This is a genomic window from Vibrio sp. CyArs1 (genome assembly GCF_022432925.1).
GTDB lineage: Bacteria > Pseudomonadota > Gammaproteobacteria > Enterobacterales > Vibrionaceae > Vibrio > Vibrio mediterranei.
In genome coordinates, this window is record NZ_JAKRBO010000004.1 from 196938 (window position 1) to 220020 (window position 23083).

Sequence of the window (23083 nt, forward strand, 5' to 3'; positions counted from 1 at the left end):
ACCATTAAAAACCAAATTTCAACCTAGCAACGATGCGACGTTCGTCATTTGCCCAACAGTTTAATGAGTCATAGCATGTGTATGTTTCGTTATTGAACAAGTTGGTAACCGCAACGGATGCAGATGACCCTTTCATACTGCTTCCTAGTGTGCCTAGGTCATAACCTAAAGATAAGTCGACAACAGTGTATCCCGGAATAGTTCCAGAGTTAGCCGCATCGAGCTGAGTTTCACCGATGTAGCGCACGCCACCACCAAGAATGGCACCGTCTAGCGCAGTTCCGTAGAAGTTATAGTTAGCCCATAAGTTGGCCATTTGATCTGGTACCCACACCGGTTTTTTACCAATTTGAGTCGGATCGGTATCTTCCGTAATTTCCACATTTTGGTAGGTATAGTTAGCTGCGAGATCTAAACGATCCGTCGCGTACCATTTACTTTCAACTTCGACCCCTTTAGAAACGCTTTCACCGACCTGTATTTGATGCTGTGGTAACGAGCCATTTGGATCTTTGACTAGTGCACCTTTCTTAGTGATATGGAACGCAGCAATATTTAGCATCTTGGTCATGTCGGCAGAGTTGTACTTCACACCTGCTTCCCATTGATGACCTGTGGATGGCTTGAAGGCATTACCGTCTTTATCCGTTCCTGCAACAGGCTCAAAGCTATCTGCGTAGTTGATGTATGGCGATATACCGTTGTCGAACTCGTACAAAGCACCAACACGATATGAGGTGTTATTTTGGTCTAGGGTGGTTGTCGCGCCTGTTGAGTTGGCTGTTGTATCGCTCTTGTAATTGTCAAATCGAACACCAGCGATCATAACAAGGCGGTTAAGACGCATCTGATCTTGTAAGTACAGTCCCAGCTGTTTCGAATCGACTTGGTTGCCGTAATTCGTTGCACTGGCCATCTGCTTTTTGATCTCTTCTTCACTTAGCTGATTATTGTTAGGGTTATAGATATCAATGGTCGATGTGGCAACGTCAAAGTAGTCCACTTTTGAATCTAGCTGCTGATAATCCAAACCAATAAGCAAGTTGTGCATCAAGTTGCCAGTATTAAAATTACCGTTTACCTGTGCATCAGACACCCAACCTTTGGACTTTTCATCGGTTAGATAGGCGTTACGACTTAAGGTTCGACCGTCGGCAGCTAAGCCAGTACCGTAGGTATTGTGCTGTAGAGCCGAGCCATCCATGTAGCGAGTATTTACTAATAAGGTCCAGTCATTACTGAATTCATGATTCAGTTTAACCCCGTAGAGACCAACTTCTTTTTCAAACTTGTTCCAGTTTTGATCGCCGGTGAAGAGATTTTTGCTGAGATCACCGTTTGGATTAGGCAGTACCGTTCCGTAGCCTGGCATAGAAGTATAAATGCCCGCTTTAGGGTCATTTTGATAGTAGGCATTAAAGTTAATCAGTGTTTTGTCACTGACGTTCCAATCGACAGAAGGTGCGATTAAGTAACGCTCTTCTTCGGAAGTATCTGCCATCCCGTCTCTTTTTAGAGCTTTTCCTAAGAAACGGTAATTAAAGTTGCTATCGCCAATCTGGCCGCGAGAATCGATAGTGAACTCTTTGTGAGCGTGAGAACCACCCGCTACGCTAATGTCTGTAGCGCGCTCTTGTGTTGGTCTTTTGGCCACTAAGTTGACCATACCACCAGGAGGCATCGCTCCATAGAGCACGGATGTTGGACCTTTAAATACTTCTATTTGCTCAACAGCGAACGCGTCCACTTGAGGTTGAAGGTTCCATGCATTGTATTGGAGTTGGAGACCGTCGTAATAATTCTGGTAGTTGGTAAAACCGCGTATGTTAAATAGGTCCAGACGACCTACTGCGCCGCCACGCAGCTGAGTATGTACCCCTGGCGTATAACGTAGGGCCTCAGCAACGGAGTTAACGCCGCGCAGATCGAGTGTTTCTCGATCAATGACTGAGATGCTTTGCGGTGTCTCTTCCGGCGTCAATGAAGTTTTAGTGGCAGTATTACGATAAGTCTTACCCAGTACTGTCATTTGCTCGTCGGTTTGAGGTGTTTGACTTGTCTGGTTATCTTCTGCAACTGAAAGTGTAGGCACGGCGATTAGCATGCTTACGGCCACTGCTATTGGGCTAAGTTTTGTTTTTAACATCATAGAAAAAGATTCTTAAAGAGTATGTAAATGTTATTGATAATTACTTTCATTTACAATTCTAAGGATTTTGATTCTGTGATACTTAACAATTTGGTGCAAGTTTTTTTTGGAAACGATTTGTCGAAAGTACTGCTATAACGATTGAATAGGTAACCAAAACTCCATTTTAGCGTCTTGGCTTTCCAGTTGATAATCTCTTGGATAGCACTCGAGTTCAAACCCCTCCAGACCCATGTAACCTGAGCTTGGGAGCCAACTTTGTAGTACCCACTCGAGTGTTTTTGGAAACGTAGCAGCAGGCCCTACGTGGGTAATGACGGCATACATCTGTGCAGGGATGGTAACGTGCTCAAGCTGTGAAATTTGAGAAAATGCTGGGTTATCACTGGCTGCCCAATACACTAGCTGTGAGTTGGGCAATACTCGCACTGTATCGACAATACCGTAATAGAAGTGATTTGGGGCGATCGAATGTTGCAGTGCGATTTGAGTAAAGGTGCCCCAAATATCGAGAACTTGCTGACTAAATTGTGGATTCGCTGCATAGATGGAGTCGATGGGCCCATACACGCCCCAAAACTGAGTTTCTGGTTTACTTTCTATTCGAACGACTTGCGTTGCGGCTTGATCAAGAGGCAATTCTGGACTCATGACTAGAGGTAGCCTGATACCATTAAGTTTACCTACTAGGCGATATTGTCTTGGAGAGATGGCAAAAAGCTGCTTGAAGGCACGGCTAAAGCTCACTTCAGAATTAAAACCAAAATCGAGCGCAATGTCGGTGACCTTTTGGTCACTCTTTAAAAGTTGCTCTGCTGCGCGGCTGAGCTTTTGTTCTCGCACGTACTGGGCAAGGTTGTGATTGGTTTGCTCTTGAAACACACGTTGTAACTGCCAGCGAGACCAGCAGCTTATATCGGCAAGTTCAGTGACCGTAAGCGGTTTATCTAAATTCTGATGAATATAATCAACGATCTTTTCGACGCGATTTAGATGAATAGGTTTTCGCTTTGAGACCATAACCGAAGTCAACGTGGTTAAACATCGCACTATCTTGACACTTTTGTCACCGGAGGTCGAATACAACGTACTGTTCGAGAAAAAACAAAACCCTCTATAAAGAGGGTTTTGTATGTTATCACTTATGAAGTTTCAGGCTCTTCATAAGCGAAAATTCTTATTGAGATTGAATCAGTGGTGGTTTAGAGATCAACGTCATCAAGTGAGAAGTCGAGTCCGATATCCATATCGTTCAGTTCTTTTTGTAAGCGCTGTCTGTCTTTAATAGCTTCAATTTCTCGCCATTTCCTTTTTACCGGTTTAGAGCGTCCTGCGCGAGCACGTGGAGCACCTAGTTCCGCAATGTCATCCAGTTCAAAGCCTTCCATAAGCTACCTCTACTATTGTTATTCTCCTCACGGAGACCTTTTAGTACCACATTACAAGGCAGACTAACTTTGATTTGTTTCTCATTTGTTTCGCAAGTATGAAGTTTTTATGCCATTTTGAATGCAACCTCACACTTTTTAGTAACGCATTTGTCTAAAAAACAACCGATTGAATCACATTATGAAAAAGAAATTGTTCGATGAGATTGTTAATACCGTGTGCTGAGAAGGGAGTAGATAGCGAATCGTGTGCTACGAGAAAGGTTCTCATTGCATGATAATGTCTAAAAAGTATTCCATTTGGTAAAACAACGTTCATCCGTTGCTATGTCTAGGCTTGCCCGCAAACAAGCGAATGCAAAGGTGATTACTTGCTATGCTTACCTATTGTTAAGGAAACAAGTCGAATTTGATAATGACAAGTAATGAAGTTGCTTTGTAAAGTGTTAACTTTTCGTGATTTTATGGTGAAAAATAACAATGATATACCTCTTGTTGCGTATTGATTTTTACGCGTCATGACTGCAAAATCCGCCCGTCAAAAAATAAGCCGACTTGTGTGTCGTTCCCAATGGGTAAGAAATACAAGCTAAGTTGCAGTGAAAAACAGTGAAATTAACAAAACCACATGGATGGGATAACCACGCAATTTAGGACGCACTTGGATGTGCAGCTCGGTACTCTAACTTTAAGTGAGGTTTAAAGTGACAGACGTTATTAATCTAATGAATGATCTTCTTTGGGGATCGATTCTGGTTTACTTACTCGTAGGTGTGGGGATTTACTTTACAGTACGCCTAGGGTTTATTCAGTTCCGCCATTTTGGTCACATGTTCAGTGTGCTAAAGAACAGCCGCAAAGCAGACAGCGCTGGTATCTCTTCTTTCCAAGCTCTTTGTACCAGTCTTGCAGCACGTGTTGGCACCGGTAATATGGCAGGGGTTGCCGTTGCGCTAACCGCAGGTGGCCCAGGTGCAATCTTCTGGATGTGGCTCATTGCCATGCTAGGTATGGCGACATCATTTGCTGAAAGTACGCTTGCACAGTTATACAAAACCAAAGATGACGACGGCAACTACCGTGGTGGTCCTGCTTACTACATGGAAAAAGGTTTAGGCATGCGCTGGATGGGCGTGTTGTTCTCAATCTTCCTGATTATTGCTTTTGGTTTGGTATTTAATGCCGTACAAGCGAATGCTATTGCAAACGCAATGAACACGGCATTTGGCTTCGACCCAATGATTGTCGGCGTTGCCATTGTACTTATCTCTGCGTTCGTTATTTTCGGTGGTGTTCGCAAGATTGCTCGTACTGCTGAACTTATCGTTCCAATTATGGCGCTGGCTTATCTTGCGCTTGCGATTGTGGTAATGGTAATGAACCTTGAGAAAGTGCCAGAAGTTATTGCGTATATCTTCAAGAGTGCCTTCGGTCTACAAGAAGCCGCTGCTGGTGGTCTAGGTTACGCTATTGCACAAGCGATGATTCAAGGTATCAAGCGAGGTCTGTTCTCAAACGAAGCTGGTATGGGTTCTGCGCCTAATGCTGCAGCGTCTGCTACGCCTTATCCGCCACACCCTGCGTCACAAGGTTATGTGCAAATGCTTGGTGTGTTTACCGATACCATCGTAATTTGTAGTGCAACAGTAGCGATTATCCTGATGTCAGGAGAGTACGTGCCTCACGGTGAAGTGACAGGTATTGAACTGACCCAACGTGCCTTGAGTTCACAAGTGGGTGAGTGGGGTGGCATTTTTGTTGCTGTGGCGATTTTCTTCTTCGCATTCACATCAATCATTGCTAACTACTCTTATGCAGAAACCAACCTTATCTTCCTAGAGCACAACCACAAAGCGGGTCTTGGCCTGTTCCGTATTATCGTACTAGGTATGGTAATGTTTGGCTCAGTGGCGACGCTGCCAATGGTTTGGGCTTTGGCCGATGTTTCGATGGGCTTGATGGCTATCGTTAACTTGATTGCGATTATCTTACTATCGGGCATCGTGATTAAGCTTGCTAAAGATTACAACAGACAGCTAAAAGCGGGCAAAGTGCCTACATTTGATGCTAACGACTACCCTGAGCTTAAGTCTCAACTTGAGGAAGGTATTTGGTATAGCAAAGAGACAGATAACAAGTAATCACTTTTACCTATCTCAAAAATAGATTAAGCCATGCACTATTTGATTGAAGAAAGTGCATGGCTTTTTTTATACTGGGTAAAACCATTATTAAAAAGAGTACAGTCATGCTTATCGTTGTTTCACCAGCAAAGACCTTAGATTACGAGTCACCACTCGCAACTGAACGATTCACTCAACCAGAACTTGTCGAGCAGTCAGCGGAGCTTATCGAAGTGTGCCGCAAGCTGACGCCTGCCGATGTATCAGCGTTGATGAAAGTCAGCGATAAGATTGCAGGGCTGAATGTGGCTCGATTTGAACAATGGTCTCCGACATTTACCACCGACAATGCTCGTCCTGCCATTCTGGCTTTCAAAGGCGATGTGTACACGGGCTTAGCCGCAGAGACGTTATCTGAAGATGATTTTGACTACGCACAGCAGCACCTGCGTATGCTGTCTGGTCTTTACGGTCTTTTAAAGCCATTAGACTTAATGCAGCCATATCGTCTAGAGATGGGAACCAAGCTCGCTAACGCACGTGGGACCAACCTTTATCAGTTCTGGGGCAATATTATTACTGATAAGCTGAATGAAGCTTTGAATGCGCAAGGTGATAATGTGTTGATCAATCTTGCCTCGAACGAATACTTTAAAGCGGTAAAGCCTAAGCAGTTAGACGGCAAGGTTATTACTCCGATCTTTAAAGACTGTAAGAACGGTCAATACAAAGTGATCAGTTTCTACGCTAAAAAGGCGCGAGGCATGATGGCTCGTTATATTATTGACAACCGTATTGACTCTATTGAAAAACTCACCGCATTTGATGTGGCGGGTTACTACTTTGTTGAAGAAGAGTCGACGGCAACAGAGCTAGTTTTCAAGCGAGAAGAGCAGTAAGTTTCTTTTCCTGCTTCGCGTGATTACAGGTTACAACAATGAAAAAAGGCTCTAATGTTTCATCATTAGAGCCTTTTAGATTATTGAGAGAAAGTTAACTTACTTCTTCTTGCCATTTTTCTTTTTCACGGCTTTCTTCTTGTCTTCTTTCTTCTTCTTTTTCTTAAACACAGGCTTTTTGTGTGTAGGACGTAAGCCATCAATAAAGCGCTCTTTGATCAGCTCTTTAGTGTAACGACCTACACGATCCATCATTGGCTGGTCGTGAGCTTCCACAATAGAGATTGCTGTACCTTTTTTACCAGCACGTGCAGTACGGCCAATACGGTGCAGATAAACATCAGCACTGCGTGGTAAGTCGTAGTTGATCACGTGTGAAACGTCGGGAAGGTCAATACCACGAGCAGCAACATCAGTTGCCAGTAGGATATTCACGCTACCGTCACGGAAACGGCTGATCGCATTGTTACGGCGATCTTGAGGCATTTCACCTTGAATCCATGAACATGGGATTTGTGCACTGTCTAGTTGCTGACGAAGTTCACCTAAGCGTTCACGGGTCTTTAAAAATACGATAGTGCGCTGAGCTTGTTCTGTGAGTATGTGCTTGAGCAATGCCAGTTTGTGCTCAGCATTGTCGGCACGGTGATACCACTGAGTGATTTTTTTGCGTTCACGCGTTGATGGCTCTGCAGAAATCTCAGCAGGAGCTTTCAGTAGATCGGCAGTAAAGCCTTCTACACCACGACCTTCCAATGTGGCAGAGAATAGTAACGTTTGCTTGCGCCATCGGCATTCTGCAGACAAGCGGTCTACGGTTGGTCCAAAACCAAGATCGAGCATGCGATCTGCTTCGTCCAATACCAACCATTCAATCGCGCGGCAATCAAAACGCTCTGATTCGATGTATTCCATCAGACGTCCTGGTGTCGCTACCACGATATCTTGGGTTTGAGCGAGCGTGTCAGCATGAGTGTCGTAAGTCACGCCACCAGTAATGGTCGCAACCTTTAGACGAGTGTGTTTTGCCAGAGCTTTGGTGTGCTCAGCCACTTGCATCGCTAGTTCACGCGTTGGCGTTAAAACTAGAATACGTGCAGGGCCAGCTTTTTTGCGTGGAAAATCCAGCAGATATTGAATCGCTGGAATAGCAAAGGAAGCCGTTTTACCAGTCCCTGTTGGCGCTGAGGCTAAGATGTCTTTGGCATCAAGTGCTTGTGGGATAGCCTGTGCTTGGATCTCTGTAGGGCGGCTATAGCCCATTTCCTCTATCGCTTCTAAAAGGACAGGATCTAAATCTAATTCAGCGAAGGTTCTGATCACTATGGTGTCTCCACAAGACGTAAGTTAGCCCTGAGCAAAAAAACAGCAATCAGGGGAAAAGTAGGGCGGCTATTATACTCAAACAGAGCCAGAGCGCACTTACATTTTAAGGTAAAAGTCTTTGGTTAGGGCAATAAAGTCTTTGGAATAGCCCCCAGTCTCGGAATGAATGATCAAATGCTCTGTATTTAATGAGATTGCCTGTTTACAAAGGGTAAATAGCAGCCGATGACACGACTTTTTTGTTGTCGATTGGATTTGGCAAATTCGGTTTAAATGCCAGCCTTTTTGTCGTGCGATATCAATAAACTGTTCGCCCTCTACTTTAGGCAGAACAAAACTGGCTTCGCCCTCATCCGATAACAGATTAAAACAGGCGTCGAGTAATTGATCGTGAGAGAGTGTATCAGTGTGACGGGCTGTTGCTCGGTGCTGGTTCTTAGATTGCTCACCGCTATTAAAATATGGTGGGTTGCAGATAATGCCACTAAATGACTCAGAAAATGGTGTAGTTAACACATCACTATGAAGAAGAGATACTCTTGAATGCCAAGGTGAGCGATTGATATTGATCTCGGCATCTTGAATCGCCACTGGATCGATATCGATAGAGGTGATTTGAGCGTCGCTATATCGCTGAGCAATCATTAAGGATAGTAAACCTGTCCCCGTTCCAATATCCAAAATATGTGTTGAATCGCGGTATTGTGCCCACGCTCCTAATAACACTCCGTCGGTGCTCACTGGCATACCGGAATGACCATCGAGGATGGAGAACTGTTTGAACTGAAAACCTTTGGTTTTTGTTGTGCTAGAAGTCATGGTTTATTTTGTTAATCGTTTGCTTTTGAGTAAATATCACTATTGTTAAATAATTGAGTAGTGATATGTTCTGTCTGTGATCGACTTGTTTGAATTTTGGGTTAGTATAAATAATTGCTTATTTGTTTTAATCTAGAGAATCTAACTGCTTTTTTAAGGTCAAAGCAAATTAATGTAGTGTTTATTTCTACATCTATTGCTTATTGACTAGTGATTCGTCATCATGCCCGCCTTATTTTTACGGTAGAGCAAAGACTCTTCCGGCTAACACACAACATAACAAGTAAGGACATATCTGTGAAACAGACGTTGAAAACAACAGATATTATAGCAGTCGGCTTTATGCTGTTTGCATTTTTCCTTGGCGCGGGAAACATCATCTTCCCTCCATTGGCAGGTCAATTAGCGGGTGATCATTTATTACCAGCAATGACTGGCTTCCTTCTCACTGCTGTAGGTCTTCCTCTTATTACCATTATTGCCGTTGCAGTGGCTGGGGGCTCATGGGAGCACTTGACTAAGGATCTTCCTAAACGAGCGGCAACATTGATTGCTGTACTTATCTTTATCATTATTGGCCCTGCATTTGCGGCGCCACGTACTGGCTTAGTGGCTTATGAAATGGCCGTTCGTCCATTCTTTGCTGACGCTGCTCAAATGCACCTGACTGTGTTCTCCATCCTGTTCTTTGCTATCGCCATGGCATTTGCTTGGTCTCAAGGCAAGTTGATTGATGTGATTGGTAAAGTGTTAACGCCTGTGCTTTTTGTTGGTTTGATTGTGTTGGCTGGCGCGGTATTCATTGATCCTCAAGGTGAAATGATTGCACCGGTAGGTGATTATCTTACTCAACCTCTGACTAAAGGTTTCCTAGAAGGTTATAACACCATGGATACGTTTGGTTCACTGATGTTCGGTATGTTGATCGTCGATGCGCTTCGCAAGAAAGGCATTACGGAACAAGCGGCAACGACTAAGTATTTAATCAGCTCAGCGCTTATTGCTGCGGCTGGTCTGGCGTTTGTTTATATCTCTCTATTCTACTTAGGCGCGACCAGTGCGACAGTGGCAGCAGGGGCTGACAACGGCGGTGCGATTCTAAGTCAATATGTTCAAGCGCTATTTGGTCCATACGGTCAAATCGTGTTATCAGTAATTGTATTACTGGCTTGTTTAACAACAGCAATTGGTCTGATCTCTGCGTGTTCTGATTACTTCAGCTCACTCACGTCTATCAGCTATCACAAGTGGGTCATCATTATCGGCGTTGCTTGTGCAACCGTTGCGAACATCGGCCTAGCTCAGCTTATTTCGCTGTCTGTACCGGTTCTGTTTGCATTGTACCCAGTAGCTATTGCATTGGTTGCCTTGACGTTTGCACGCAAGAAACTAGCAAACCCTAAACTGGCGTATCGTGTGGTGGTACTTGTTGCACTGACCTTTGCACTGATTGATGCTGCAAAAGTATCGGGTATCGATGTATCGTTCTTCAACGTGCTACCACTGTTTAGTGTTGGTATGGGTTGGGTAATGCCAACATTTGCAGCGATTATCTGTATGTGTTTCATTGGTCGAAATGATCAAGAATTCACGCAAGAAACGGCGTAATTGACTAATTGATTACAAAAATGGCGCTTCTTAAGAAGCGCCATTTTTTATGCGTGAGAATGTACAAGGTAGGACTTACAGCAGCGCTTGGTATTCCACTAAGATCTGTTCACACCAAGTTGCAATGCGTTCGTCACTGAGTTCGTATTGAGAGTCTTCATCTAATGCTAAACCAACAAACTGGCTGCCATCTTCCGTTAAAGCTTTTGACGCATCAAATTCGTACCCAACATTAGGCCAGTAGCCAACGAATTTCGCTCCAGTGACCTTTAGTTCATCGTGAAGCATGCCCATTGCATCAAGGTACCATTCACCATAGCCTTCTTGATCGCCAAGACCGAATAGGGCAACCACTTTTCCTTGCAGTGATACGCCAGAAACTTGATCCCAAATCGCGCCCCAGTCTTCTTGAATTTCACCAAAGTCCCAAGTCGAAATACCAAGAATTAACAGGTCATAGTCACTCATATGAGAAATAGGCGTATCTTTTACGTTGAAAATGTCGACGATGTCTGGACCTATAATCTCGCGAATTTTCTCCGACGCCATTTCGGTATAGCAGGTTGACGAACCGTAAAACAAACCTATTTTCATCATTCTTTCTTGCTGTCGTTCTATATGATTCGAGATTCTACCCTTAATCTGACCATCTTTGCAGCGCTTATTCATCTTCTATAGGTTTTTTATGGCATTATCGTTTCTTCTCGCATACTCTGTTGAAAGTACTGTATAAACATCCAAGAGGTGGTTGTGAGCGACGTAAATATCCAAGATCAAGGCTTAGTGGAGCAATTTTTAGACTCCATGTGGATGGAGCGAGGGCTGTCTGAGAATACCCTTTCTTCGTATCGCAATGATCTCTTTAAGCTATTGAAATGGATGAATGAGCACAATTACCGACTAGACTTTATTAGCCTGTCGGGATTGCAGGAGTATCAAACGTGGTTAATGGACCAGAATTATCAGCAGAGCTCACGGGCAAGAATGCTCTCTGCTATTCGTCGTTTGTTTCAATACCTCCATCGTGAAAAGCTGCGCTCCGACGACCCAACGGCACTATTGGTGAGCCCTAAGTTACCCAAACGATTACCGAAAGATTTGACGGAAGGTCAGGTGACAGCTTTATTGGAAGCGCCAGATCCTAATGACCCCATTGAACTTCGTGATAAGGCGATGCTGGAGCTGTTGTATGCTACGGGGCTACGTGTGACTGAACTGGTTAGTCTAACTATGGAAAACATCAGTTTGCGTCAAGGCGTGGTGCGAGTGATTGGTAAGGGCAATAAAGAGCGCTTGGTGCCAATGGGTGAAAATGCGATTGATTGGATTAGCGAGTTTATTGAAAAAGGGCGTCCGGCATTACTCGGAGATAAAACCTCTGACGTTGTATTCCCAAGTAAACGTGCAAGGCAAATGACCCGACAAACCTTCTGGCACCGTATTAAGTTTTACGCCGTATTGGCGGATATTGATACCGAATTGCTTTCACCGCATGTTCTTCGCCACGCTTTCGCGACGCACTTATTGAACTATGGCGCTGATCTTCGTGTCGTACAGATGTTGTTAGGGCATAGTGACTTATCGACCACACAAATTTATACTCACGTAGCAACAGAACGATTGAAAAATATTCATAGCCAGCATCATCCAAGGGCTTAACTTAACGTTTTTTATACAAAGGTGATTTTAATGAGCGTAATGCGCCGTTTGACTCTACTTACTCTTCCACTTTTTGTAACTGCTTGCGGTGCGGAAGAAACACAAGCGACTCCTCAGAAAGCGGAAACGATGGCGGTTGCTGCCGTGCAGGCTGATGAGGCTGCTATTAAGGCTCGATTTGCCAAGATCGGTATCGAAGTCGATGAGATTGTTGCTTCAGACATTAATGGTTTGGTTGAAATACGCACTGCTGGAGGTGTTCTGTTTGCTTCGCCAAACGGCGAGCACTTTATTGCTGGGACACTGTACTCTTTGGATGAAAACGGTAACTACAAAGACGTCATTGCTGAGCGTCAGGCTCCAATCAATGCAGAAAAAATCGCGCAGTTTAGCGACAGCATGATTGAGTACAAAGCCAAAGACGAAAAATACGTTGTGACTATCTTTACTGATATTACTTGCGGCTACTGCGTTCGTCTCCACAGTCAAATGCAGGGTTATAACGATCTAGGTATCACAGTACGTTATCTTGCTTATCCACGCCAAGGCGCAACAGGTCCAGTAGCAGAGCAAATGGCGAAAATCTGGTGTTCAGAAGACCCTGCAGCGGCAATGCATGATGCTAAAGTCAACCGTCAAGAGCCTCAGTTTGATGGCGACCTAAAACAGTGCAAAGAAACAATAGCTAAACATTACAACTTAGGGCGTGAGCTAGGCATTAGCGGTACACCTGCTATTTTCCTACCAAACGGTGAAATGGTTGGTGGTTACTTACCACCAGCTGACCTTCTTAAGCGCCTAGAGCAAATCAAATAACTATTAGGATAAGGGCTCGATAATACGAGCCCATTTTTGTTTATGATAGAAATTCAACGTCGTCCTGAAGTCGATATTTCCGCTTTACCTGATTCTATTCCTTCGCTGCTAAGACGCCTGTACTTATCGCGAGGTGTTACCGATGTTGCTCAGCTAGAAAAAACAGCACGCGGCCTTATTTCATACCAACAATTGGCTGGTATCGATGCGGCTGTTGCTTTACTGTTTGAGGCGATTAAGCAACAAAAACGCATCATCGTTGTGGGTGATTTTGATGCCGATGGCGCAACGAGCTCCGCGTTATCAGTTCTAGCTCTGCGAATGCTAGGCAGTCGAAATGTCGATTATTTGGTACCAAACCGCTTTGAAGATGGCTATGGTTTGAGCCCTGAAGTAGTGGACCAAGCAATCGAAATTGGCGCCGAAGTGATCATGACCGTTGACAATGGTGTGTCTTCGATTTCTGGCGTGCAATACGCTAAAGACAATGGCTTACAAGTGTTGGTCACCGACCACCATTTACCAGGGGCAGAACTTCCCAATGTGGATGCCATGGTGAACCCAAACCTTAATGAATGCGGCTTCCCTTCTAAGGCATTAGCTGGTGTTGGCGTGGCATTTTACCTCATGATGGCGCTTTGCGTGTTCATGCGTAAACAAGGTTGGTTTGCCAAGCAAGGTATGGCGGAACCTAAGCTGATGGAGCTCATTGATTTAGTTGCGCTTGGTACAGTCGCAGACGTAGTGCCATTGGATGAAAATAACCGAATTTTGGTGCATCAAGGTTTGCAGCGTATTCGTGCTGGTAAGGCTCGTCCCGGTATACAAGCGTTAATTGAAATCGCCAAACGCGATGCGCGTAAATTGGTGGCATCAGACTTTGGTTTTGCGTTAGGGCCAAGAATTAATGCCGCAGGACGACTTGATGATATGTCGTTTGGCGTTGAATTGCTGATGTCCGATAACATTCATGCGGCACGACGTATGGCGAGTGAACTTGATGGTTTGAACCAAACTCGTAAAGACATTGAAGAAGGCATGAAGCAAGAGGCGCTGGCGTTTTGTGAGCGTTTGCAAATCAGTGATAAATCCGAGCTTCCTTACGGCTTAGCCCTGTTTCAGCGAGATTGGCACCAAGGCGTTATTGGAATTCTAGCATCTCGAATTAAAGATAAATTTCATCGACCTGTTATTGCGTTTGCTGATGGCGGAGAAGGAACCATCAAAGGCTCTTGCCGTTCCATCCAAGGATTACATATGCGAGACGCTTTGGATCGAATCGATACGCAAAATCCGGGACTTATCTTGAAGTTTGGTGGGCACGCGATGGCGGCCGGTCTGACTATCATGGAGAAAGACTACGAACGTTTCAGTAAGTTGTTCGATGAAGTGGTTCGTGCTGAGTTAGGGGATACCGCACTAAAAGGCATTATTTTGTCTGATGGCGAGTTAACACCTGAAGAGTTTTCTATGCACACGGCGGAGCAGCTTCGTGCCGGTGGACCTTGGGGTCAAGCGTTCCCCGATCCGTTGTTTGATGGTGAATTTAAAGTGCTCCATCAAAAGCTGGTGGGCGAAAAACACCTAAAACTGATGGTTGAGCCAATGCACAAAGGGTTTGGCACTAATATTATGTTGGATGCAATAGCCTTCAACGTAGATTTACGCCGCTGGCCAGATGCTTCAGTGAAAACGGTTACGTTGGCATATAAATTGGACATTAACGAGTTTCGCGGAAACCAATCGTTACAGTTGATGGTAGACCATATAGAACCTCGTTAGAGCTGGATATTTTAGGTCAAGGAAGTTCGATATTTTTCTGTATCTTCGTCACATTTTTGAGTAGAATTCTTCGGTTAAATTCTACTCATAAATGCTGAGCAAATATGTTTGAAATCAATCCAATTAAAAACCGCCTACAGGATGTGACCGAGCGCACTAATATCCTGAGGGGGTATCTTTGACTATGACGCCAAGAAAGAGCGTCTAGAAGAAGTTAATGCAGAACTAGAGCAACCGGATGTATGGAATGAACCTGAGCGTGCTCAAGCGCTAGGTAAAGAGCGTGCATCACTTGAAGCTGTCGTAGAGACTATCGACCAACTTGACCAAGGTGTTGAGGATGTTGATGGCCTTCTAGAGCTTGCGGTTGAAGAAGAAGACCAAGAAACCTTCGACGAAATTGAACCTGAACTTGCTGAACTGGAAGCCAAGTTAGCTAAGCTAGAGTTCCGTCGTATGTTCTCGGGTGACCATGACGCATCAGATTGCTATATCGACTTGCAATCTGGTTCTGGTGGTACTGAAGCACAAGACTGGACCAACATGATGCTACGCATGTACTTGCGTTGGGCTGAAGCGAAAGGCTTCAAGACCGAAGTGATTGAAGTATCTGAAGGTGAAGTCGCAGGTCTAAAAGGCGCAACAGTAAAGATCTCTGGTGAGTATGCTTATGGCTGGCTTCGTACTGAAACGGGTGTACACCGTTTAGTTCGTAAATCACCTTTTGATTCTAGTGGTCGTCGTCATACTTCATTTGCCTCTGCATTTGTTTATCCTGAGATTGATGACAACATTCAAATCGATATTAACCCTTCTGATCTTCGTATTGACGTATACCGCGCTTCGGGTGCAGGTGGTCAGCACGTCAACACGACAGAATCTGCGGTACGTATTACTCACGTTCCAACCAATATCGTAGTGCAGTGTCAGAATGACCGTTCTCAGCACAAGAACAAAGACCAGGCGATGAAACAGCTTCGTGCAAAACTGTTCGAATTTGAACTTCAAAAGCAAAATGCTGAGAAGCAAGCGAACGAAGATGCGAAATCTGACATCGGCTGGGGTAGCCAAATTCGTTCGTACGTTTTAGATGACTCGCGCATCAAAGACTTACGTACAGGTGTCGAAAATCGTAACACTCAAGCAGTACTTGATGGCGATCTAGACAAGTTTATCGAAGCTAGCCTTAAATCAGGCCTTTAAGCTTTTCACCAATTTAAAACGGGATACATCGAAAATGACTGATGATGTTCAAAATGAAAACCTACAAGAAGAAAACAAGCTGATTGCTGAGCGCCGCGCTAAATTGGAACAAATCCGAAAGAGCTGCAAGGCGAACGGACATCCGAACGATTTCCGTCGTGATGCGCTTGCTGGTGATCTGCAAAAAGAATTTGGTGAAAAGAGCAAGGAAGAGCTGGAAGCACTAAACCATGTAGTGTCAATTGCTGGCCGTATCATGGCGAAACGTGGTCCATTCCTTGTGATTCAAGAAACTTCTGGTCGTATTCAAGCGTATGCTGCAAAAGACGTTCAGAAAGAACTTAAAGAAAAATACCAAGGTCTAGATATCGGTGACATCATCGGTGTGAAAGGTGCGCTTCACAAATCAGGTAAAGGCGATCTTTACGTAAACATGGAAGAGTATGAGTTGCTAACTAAAGCACTTCGTCCACTTCCTGAGAAGTTCCACGGTCTGACGGACCAAGAGATGCGTTACCGTCAGCGTTATGTTGACCTGATCGTAAACGAAGATTCTCGCCAAGCGTTTATTGTACGTTCTAAGCTTGTGTCATCGATTCGTAACTTCATGAGCTCGAAAGGTTACCTAGAAGTTGAAACGCCAATGATGCACGTGATCCCAGGCGGTGCGACGGCTCGCCCATTCATCACGCACCATAATGCACTGGATATCGACATGTACCTACGTGTTGCGCCTGAGCTATACCTTAAGCGTCTAGTGGTTGGCGGTTTTGATCGCGTATTCGAGATCAACCGTAACTTCCGTAACGAAGGTCTTTCTCCTCGTCACAACCCAGAATTCACAATGATGGAATTCTACCAAGCTTACGCAGACTACAAAGATTTGATGGATCTTACTGAAGAAATGCTAAGCACAGTTGCGATGGATGTTCTAGGTTCTACTTCTATGCCTTACGGTGATGAGACGGTAGAATTTGGTGGTAAATATGCTCGTATGAGCATGTTTGATGCGATCAAACACTACAACCCTGAGCATGAGCAAATTCAAGCGCTAACAGAAGAAGACCTAACTAATCGTGAGCTTATGGTTTCTATTGCGAAATCAGTACACGTTGAAGTGGAAACGTTTTGGACATGTGGTCAGCTTCTAGAGGAAATCTTTGGTGAAACGGCAGAACCAAAACTGATTCAGCCAACCTTCATCACGGGTTACCCAGCGGATATTTCTCCATTGGCTCGTCGTAGCGATGATAATCCATTCTTCACGGACCGTTTCGAGTTCTTTATCGGTGGCCGTGAAGTAGCTAACGGTTTCTCTGAGCTTAACGATGCAGAAGACCAAGACGCTCGCTTTAAAGCACAAGTTGACGCAAAAGACGCAGGTGATGATGAAGCTATGTATTACGATGCAGACTACATCACAGCTCTAGAGCACGGTCTACCGCCAACAGCAGGTCAAGGTATTGGTATTGACCGTCTGGCAATGCTGTTTACTAACACTCACACGATTCGTGACGTGATTCTGTTCCCTGCAATGCGTCCACAGCAATAAGCTGAAACGGTGACTCATTCTTACAAAGCCTCTCATTGAGAGGCTTTTTTCATGCCATATTTCTAAAAATGTTTATAGAAAAGTCATAAATCGTGCACTAGTCTTAATTATGAGACAGTAGCGATTGTGTTAATTGCGATAGTTCTATTTGATAGCTATGACGAATTCAATAGAATTAACAAGTTGAATCTAAAAGCAATAATAAGGAATGATGTAATGGGAACCGAGTTTCGGATGGATTCTATCCCCGGCTCTTTAGTCGTAGTGGGTGGAACCTATGAGCCATGGCTATCTGTATTGGAGCAGGCTGGATGGCGATGCACGCAATGTTCCGACTTGCGAAAAGCCGATGCCTTGTTTTCAGAAATAGGCCCTTGTATTGGGATTGTAGACTTAACGAGGGATGATTTTAGCCTTAATGGCATTGCGAAACTTGTAAGTACACACAAGCAAGTTCGTTGGATTGCGTTTATCCGTGAATCGCAGCTGAGTTCGGATACTATTTGCCAATTTATAGTTAACTTCTGTATTGATTTTTTCACTACGCCTATTCCAGATTCGCGTTTAATGAGCACAATAGGTCACCAGTTAGGAATGCTAAAACTGGAACAAAAAGTGTGGCCTCATAATGGAAATGACAATGACCTTGGTTTGGTTGGTCAGTCATTACCAGTGAGACGGTTGCGTGATCAAATTAGACGTATCGGCCCCACCGATGTCAGTATAATGATTCATGGCGAAGTTGGATCAGGCAAGGAGTCAGTAGCTAAAGCCATTCATCGCTGTTCTGCGCGTTCTCAAAAACCCTTCATCGCCGTCAACTGTCGAGCATTTTCCGACGCGCGTTTTGAAAATGAATTCTTTGGCATGCATGATGCCGACCGAGCATCGCTTTTAGATCAAGCCTCGGGCGGAACCATTGTTCTGAATGACATTTTTACCTTACCTCCCAAACAGCAACTTAACCTGCTTAAGTTCTATCAAGATGGTCAAATAGAGACGGCTAAGGGCATCAAAGAATTTGATGTGCGTATTTTAGCAGCGGATACATCTGATATTGAAAAAGCACTAGGTGATGGCATGTTCAACGAAGAGCTATTCCATTGCATAAATGTTCTTCGTATCAATGTACCAAGCCTTAAAGAGCGTGCGACGGACATTGGTTTGCTGGTCAGTCACCATATCGGTCAGTTTGCTAAAGAGTTTAATTCTCCAGTCAAATCTATCGATGATGATGCTCTGAAAACGCTGACGTATTACCATTGGCCTGGAAATGTGAAAGAGCTGATGAATCAGGTGAAACGTGCGGTGCTGATGACGGAAGAAGAAGTGCTGACTAAAAAGCATTTTGAGCTGCCCGGTACTTTCTCTGGCAAGCGCAGCTTGAAGAGTATTCGAGAACGTTCTGAGCGTGATGCGTTGATCTTAGTGCTAGATAGCCACAATGGACAAGTTACACTAGCTGCCAAAGAGTTGGGCATTTCTAGGGCGACGATGTATCGTTTGCTCAATAAGCATAATTTGATTACTGAAGAGACGGTGTAGTCGTTGTTCATGATTAAAAAAGGCGCGGTCGCGCCTTTTTTAGTTTCTGTCGGGATATTTGGTATTACTGTTAATTAAGTGATGTGAATCGAAAGATTACAGAGTCATACAATATCTAGTTGTTTTATTTGGAAATAAAACGAATCACTAACACAAGCTATTTCTACAGTTCAATACATTGGGTATAAGTTATTACAACGGAATATATTGAAATATTCCTTTGTTTTTTACATTTCTTGTTACATGTCTGTTGAAATTATCATCAATTTGCATAAGAATTACCCCTGAGCACTACGCTCAACCTTTCAAATTTATTTCGGATTATTAAGTGAGTATGGAGGCACAGAAAATGATGAATCGTATTTCTTTTATCAATATTTGTGCTGGCCGTTTTACTCATGCGGATCGAATCGCGACTGATCTATCTACTGCAATGGCAGCGGATAAACCGTCAATCGATACAGCACACGCTTAATTAGTCCGTAACCTCAAGAGGCTGCGGAAATAGCAGTCAACTGAGGAATAACAACATTTCTCCTTATATCCTGACCGCTATTTCTCTCCTCAAATTATTTTCTAGGAGAAAATTATGCGTACTTCAATTTACTTAACTGTTGCAACTTGGCTTATTAAAGCAGACATCCAAAAAGAAGAGCGTGAGTGGAGACGACGCTACCGTCGCAATGCACACCACTTGCCACTCCACAATGAGCACTTGTTAAAGGACATTGGTTTCGATAAACATGGCCGCCCACTTGGCCAAGTTGCTCCACCTCACATTGTAGCGAAACGTAAAACTCGTCATCTTCGTCGAGAATTACACTCTAGAATAGCTACGTAAAAAAAGGGCAGGTCGCTTATCGCGACCTGCCCATACTGAGTGAAAAACCTATTTAGGGGCATGGGTTAGAATATTTAGCCCCTATTTCTTGAAGTTCATTCAAGAGTTCATCAGAGAGTTCCACGTCGATGCTGTTTATGTTGCTTTCTAACTGCTCAAGATTGGTTGCACCAATAATATTAGAAGCAACAAATGGACGTTGATTAACAAAGGCTAGTGCCATCTGAGCTGGGTCAAGGTTATGCTCGCGAGCTAGGTTCACATAAGCTTGTGTTGCTTCAATACCTTGCGGAGTAAAGTAACGGACAAATCGCTCAAATAGACTGCAACGCGCTCCCTCCGGACGTTGTCCATCGAGATATTTTCCGCTCAAACAGCCAAAAGCGAGTGGTGAGTAAGCGAGTAATTCCACACCTTCGTGGTGGCTAATTTCAGAAAGGCCAACCTCAAAGCTACGGTTGAGTAGGTTGTAAGGGTTTTGGATCGAGACAATTCTTGGCAGATCATGTTTTTCGGCCAATTTAAGTAGCGTCATGACTCCCCAAGGTGTTTCATTAGAGACTCCGATATAGCGTATTTTTCCAGCTTTGATGAGTTCGTTCAGTGCTTCTAATGTTTCGATTAGTGTAACTTCTTCATTTCCTTCAGGATAAGGGTAGTTAAGCTGTCCAAAACAGTTGGTTTTTCTTTGTGGCCAGTGCAATTGGTATAAATCGATATAATCGGTTTTTAAACGACTTAAACTATCGTCTACTGCCAAATGTATATTGCGTCTATCTAGACTCATATTGTCGCGAATATAAGGAATATTTCGCGGTCCAGCTACTTTAGTCGCTAAGACTACTTTTTGTCTTTTATCTGAATGCGAAAGCCAATCGCCAATATATTGTTCAGTTTTTCCTTGAGTCTTAGCACTTGGAGGAACGGGATACATCTCTGCAGTATCAATAAAATTAACACCGCGTTCTAGAGCAAAATCGAGCTGACTGAATGCTTCCTGCTTGGTGTTTTGCTCACCAAACGTCATTGTCCCTAAAGCTATCTTGCTGATTTCTAGCGAAGAGTGCGGGAGGTTATGATATTTCATTGAGCCTTCCTTGTTTGTTGTTGTTTTTATCCACTATACCTCGTTTTGGTAAAAGATCTGCTTGTTTAGTACCTAATGCGATTATTTTTACTAAACTGACTTTTATCAGTAACGCATTATCCACAAAAATAGTAAGGGGGTGGAATATGCAAAAACATCAGCTCGATCGTTGGCTACATGGGTATCACAAAGACACTTATAAACAACCCAAAGTTTTTGTGATTGGTTGTGCTGATATTTCACACTATCTGTTAGCAGTGGAATACAAACATAAATTAGAACCAATTAAACAAGATGATGAGCCAATTCATTTTGAGTCGTTGGACTCGGTGAAAGAGGAGTTGCATCGATTAGGTATCGAAAAAGCGTACCTTAGGTTGCATAACGCTTACGATGAATGTGGCAGTGCAGAAATGAATCGTTATTGTGATATCGAACTAAAACTTCATTAACTGGTTCGAAAATCTTCTGTTTAGACAAAGTACTGTTCAAGTATATGAGCAGTAAAGCGTGCTCTGAGATAGAAACCTCGGGGCAGGGTACGTATTTTTTGTCCTGACGTACCGTAAGCTTCTGTTTTCACGCGGCTATTGGCTGCTTTAGGGCGAATTTGTAACACCTCGCCGGTATGGGCCGTGATCTGATTGATTTGACCTAATGAAATAAGCTCCATCAATTCTTCCCAATCATTTTTCAACATGGTTTCTTCCTCTGGAGATGGGCTCCAGATTAATGGAGAGCCAACATGTCGCTCTGCAACGGGGATCTCTCGTTCACCCTCAACCGGTAGCCAAAGGACACGAGACAGCTTATTGCGTATATGGCTAGTTTCCCACGTTACTCCATGAATGCCGGTAAGCGGTGCAACACAAACGAAAGTTGATTCTAAGGGCTTGCCGGTATGGCTAATAGGGAGGCTCTTGAGCTCAATACCAATGTCGGGAAAGTCTTGAACTGGCTTACTACCGGCCTTTGCACCTAAGTGCCACTCAAGTAGTTGTCCTACCCAACCTTTATCGCGCTTAAGATTATCTGGTACACACATGCCTGCCTGTGCAGCGAGTTCGCCAAATGTTAATCCTGCGATATCACGAGCGCGTTGTAATAGTTCTGTTTCGGAGGTCGGAGTTGGTTTCATAAATACGTTGCAGGTTAATTTAGGCCCAATAGGGAGCTAACTATTCTATCATGGCGATGAAGAATTTATCGGTATAAAAAAAGATCAGTCTGTTTGAGATTTGATCTATTCATGACTTATCCACAGAAAATTTATTCTCTAAGTTGAATTTGCCATGTGCTGTATGAATAATCAGTGTTTTAACGCGGATTAACACTTGATAAATCGAGGTTTGTTTGAAACCCGACAGTTTCAGTGTGGATAAAATAGCCATAGGTTGATCTTTGACCGATCTGAGTGTGTGTATTTATTTGTAGTAAATTAGAGACTTTTACTTGATTGATTTGATTTTAAGTTTATGAAAATTATAAGTTTAATATTCTCACGTCGATCTTGGAAAAATTAGGCTTGGTAGAAAAAGAACCAAAAACTCGTAAAGATCATAGATTCTTCACATGGTTATTCACAGAAAAGGTGAATAAATGTGGACTGGGTCTCATTGTTGTGTTGATAACTAAGGCTTTGCGCGAAACTTATCCAGTATGGCAGCATTTAATGGTAATTGTTCAAATTTACGGGCGACTAAGTTTGCTCAACTTGGGGATATGTGGAAAAATCAGGGTAATGAAAATTTAATTGAGGTTGGCCAGTGATAGATGGCGATGGTTACCGACTTAATGTTGGTATTGTGATTTGTAACAACCATGGTCAGGTCTTCTGGGCTAAGCGATACGGACAACATTCATGGCAGTTTCCTCAGGGCGGCATTGACGATGGTGAATCCCCTGAGCAAGCCATGTATCGAGAACTTTATGAAGAGGTGGGATTAACCAAGAACGACGTCAAAATCGTTGCAGTTAGTCGCCATTGGCTGAGATATAAGTTACCCAAGCGATTAGTACGCTGGGATTCGAAGCCAGTCTGTATTGGGCAAAAACAGAAATGGTTTTTACTGCGTTTAGATTGTGATGAATCTAAGATCAACATGCAGCGTGGTAATACCCCTGAATTTGATGGTTGGCGCTGGGTAAGTTATTGGTATCCAGTCAGGCAAGTGGTTTCTTTTAAACGGGATGTGTATCGACGTGCGATGAAAGAGTTTGCATCATTGGCAATGCCGTTTAAGGAACGTAAATTTAAAGGCAAGAGAAAGCATCGAAGAGGGTAAG

21 protein-coding genes are annotated in these 23083 nt (G+C 43.7%); 13 read left to right on the forward strand and 8 right to left on the reverse strand.

From position 1 onward, the window contains the following. Positions 1 to 4 precede the first annotated feature (4 nt). The 3 genes from MMA19_RS14200 to MMA19_RS14210 all read right to left on the reverse strand — a co-directional run bounded on the left by MMA19_RS14200 (position 5) and on the right by MMA19_RS14210 (position 3537). On the reverse strand, positions 5 to 2149 hold the full coding sequence (locus tag MMA19_RS14200) for a TonB-dependent siderophore receptor (protein WP_206379133.1): 2145 nt from the start codon (positions 2147 to 2149) through the stop codon (positions 5 to 7). Positions 2150 to 2281: 132 nt separating this feature from the next. Beyond that, on the reverse strand, positions 2282 to 3199 hold the full coding sequence (locus tag MMA19_RS14205; protein WP_236109137.1) for an AraC family transcriptional regulator: 918 nt from the start codon (positions 3197 to 3199) through the stop codon (positions 2282 to 2284). Between the two features lie 152 nt (positions 3200 to 3351). After that, the gene (locus MMA19_RS14210; RefSeq protein WP_006075440.1) at positions 3352 to 3537 is read right to left on the reverse strand and encodes a DUF3545 family protein; all 186 of its coding nucleotides are present in this window, start codon (positions 3535 to 3537) and stop codon (positions 3352 to 3354) included. 704 nt (positions 3538 to 4241) lie between these two features. On the opposite strand from MMA19_RS14210, the gene MMA19_RS14215 reads away from it, so the two are divergent. Both MMA19_RS14215 and yaaA read left to right on the forward strand, forming a co-directional pair. Then, complete coding sequence (locus MMA19_RS14215) at positions 4242 to 5678, forward strand: sodium:alanine symporter family protein (protein ID WP_038225549.1); 1437 nt, start codon at positions 4242 to 4244, stop codon at positions 5676 to 5678. A gap of 107 nt (positions 5679 to 5785) precedes the next feature. After that, the gene (yaaA, locus tag MMA19_RS14220; protein WP_240206579.1) at positions 5786 to 6559 is read left to right on the forward strand and encodes a peroxide stress protein YaaA; all 774 of its coding nucleotides are present in this window, start codon (positions 5786 to 5788) and stop codon (positions 6557 to 6559) included. Positions 6560 to 6658: 99 nt separating this feature from the next. On the opposite strand, the gene srmB is transcribed toward yaaA, so the two are convergent. Then, positions 6659 to 7882 carry an ATP-dependent RNA helicase SrmB gene (gene srmB / locus MMA19_RS14225; RefSeq protein WP_006075412.1) on the reverse strand — a complete coding sequence of 408 codons (1224 nt, stop codon included), beginning with the start codon at positions 7880 to 7882 and terminating at the stop codon, positions 6659 to 6661. Between the two features lie 99 nt (positions 7883 to 7981). Further along, on the reverse strand, positions 7982 to 8704 hold the full coding sequence (locus tag MMA19_RS14230; protein ID WP_240206506.1) for a tRNA1(Val) (adenine(37)-N6)-methyltransferase: 723 nt from the start codon (positions 8702 to 8704) through the stop codon (positions 7982 to 7984). Positions 8705 to 9001: 297 nt separating this feature from the next. Between MMA19_RS14230 and brnQ the strand changes: the two genes are divergently transcribed. Next, positions 9002 to 10312: a branched-chain amino acid transport system II carrier protein gene (gene brnQ / locus MMA19_RS14235; protein WP_006075410.1), complete on the forward strand. Its 1311-nt coding sequence runs from the start codon at positions 9002 to 9004 to the stop codon at positions 10310 to 10312. A 75-nt stretch (positions 10313 to 10387) separates the two neighbouring features. On the opposite strand, the gene fldB is transcribed toward brnQ, so the two are convergent. After that, positions 10388 to 10906: a flavodoxin FldB gene (fldB, locus tag MMA19_RS14240; protein ID WP_038225584.1), complete on the reverse strand. Its 519-nt coding sequence runs from the start codon at positions 10904 to 10906 to the stop codon at positions 10388 to 10390. Positions 10907 to 11047: 141 nt separating this feature from the next. Here fldB and xerD point away from each other — a divergent pair, with 141 nt between their 5' ends. The 8 genes from xerD to MMA19_RS14275 all read left to right on the forward strand — a co-directional run bounded on the left by xerD (position 11048) and on the right by MMA19_RS14275 (position 19710). After that, positions 11048 to 11971: a site-specific tyrosine recombinase XerD gene (gene xerD / locus MMA19_RS14245; protein ID WP_240206580.1), complete on the forward strand. Its 924-nt coding sequence runs from the start codon at positions 11048 to 11050 to the stop codon at positions 11969 to 11971. Between the two features lie 30 nt (positions 11972 to 12001). Next, a complete protein-coding gene (gene dsbC / locus MMA19_RS14250; RefSeq protein WP_038225545.1) occupies positions 12002 to 12787 on the forward strand; it encodes a bifunctional protein-disulfide isomerase/oxidoreductase DsbC in 786 nt (261 codons plus the stop codon). Between the two features lie 42 nt (positions 12788 to 12829). Beyond that, complete coding sequence (gene recJ, locus MMA19_RS14255; protein ID WP_006075405.1) at positions 12830 to 14569, forward strand: single-stranded-DNA-specific exonuclease RecJ; 1740 nt, start codon at positions 12830 to 12832, stop codon at positions 14567 to 14569. Between the two features lie 104 nt (positions 14570 to 14673). Further along, positions 14674 to 15772 (forward strand): peptide chain release factor 2 gene (gene prfB / locus MMA19_RS14260; protein ID WP_096441785.1). Its coding sequence is split into 2 segments (ribosomal slippage): positions 14674 to 14748 and positions 14750 to 15772, totalling 1098 coding nucleotides; the frame shifts between segments, so codons are not numbered across the junction. 34 nt (positions 15773 to 15806) lie between these two features. Then, positions 15807 to 17324, forward strand: coding sequence for a lysine--tRNA ligase (gene lysS, locus MMA19_RS14265; protein ID WP_006075403.1), 1518 nt, complete (start codon positions 15807 to 15809; stop codon positions 17322 to 17324). Positions 17325 to 17540: 216 nt separating this feature from the next. Beyond that, positions 17541 to 18869, forward strand: a complete 1329-nt coding sequence (locus MMA19_RS14270; protein WP_006075402.1) for a sigma-54 dependent transcriptional regulator — start codon at positions 17541 to 17543, stop codon at positions 18867 to 18869. Positions 18870 to 19218: 349 nt separating this feature from the next. After that, positions 19219 to 19344 (forward strand): hypothetical protein, encoded by a 126-nt coding sequence (locus MMA19_RS26560; RefSeq protein WP_256200709.1) that lies wholly within the window; start codon positions 19219 to 19221, stop codon positions 19342 to 19344. 114 nt (positions 19345 to 19458) lie between these two features. Then, positions 19459 to 19710 carry a hypothetical protein gene (locus MMA19_RS14275; RefSeq protein WP_038225532.1) on the forward strand — a complete coding sequence of 84 codons (252 nt, stop codon included), beginning with the start codon at positions 19459 to 19461 and terminating at the stop codon, positions 19708 to 19710. A 52-nt stretch (positions 19711 to 19762) separates the two neighbouring features. On the opposite strand, the gene MMA19_RS14280 is transcribed toward MMA19_RS14275, so the two are convergent. Beyond that, positions 19763 to 20797 (reverse strand): NADP(H)-dependent aldo-keto reductase, encoded by a 1035-nt coding sequence (locus MMA19_RS14280; protein WP_171388977.1) that lies wholly within the window; start codon positions 20795 to 20797, stop codon positions 19763 to 19765. 146 nt (positions 20798 to 20943) lie between these two features. Here MMA19_RS14280 and MMA19_RS14285 point away from each other — a divergent pair, with 146 nt between their 5' ends. Beyond that, complete coding sequence (locus tag MMA19_RS14285; protein ID WP_006075661.1) at positions 20944 to 21249, forward strand: DUF6482 family protein; 306 nt, start codon at positions 20944 to 20946, stop codon at positions 21247 to 21249. A 20-nt stretch (positions 21250 to 21269) separates the two neighbouring features. Here MMA19_RS14285 and mutH read toward each other — a convergent pair whose 3' ends face one another. Next, a complete protein-coding gene (gene mutH / locus MMA19_RS14290) occupies positions 21270 to 21935 on the reverse strand; it encodes a DNA mismatch repair endonuclease MutH (RefSeq protein WP_031493629.1) in 666 nt (221 codons plus the stop codon). Between the two features lie 628 nt (positions 21936 to 22563). On the opposite strand from mutH, the gene rppH reads away from it, so the two are divergent. After that, complete coding sequence (rppH, locus tag MMA19_RS14295) at positions 22564 to 23082, forward strand: RNA pyrophosphohydrolase (protein WP_038225527.1); 519 nt, start codon at positions 22564 to 22566, stop codon at positions 23080 to 23082. Position 23083 lies beyond the last annotated feature (1 nt).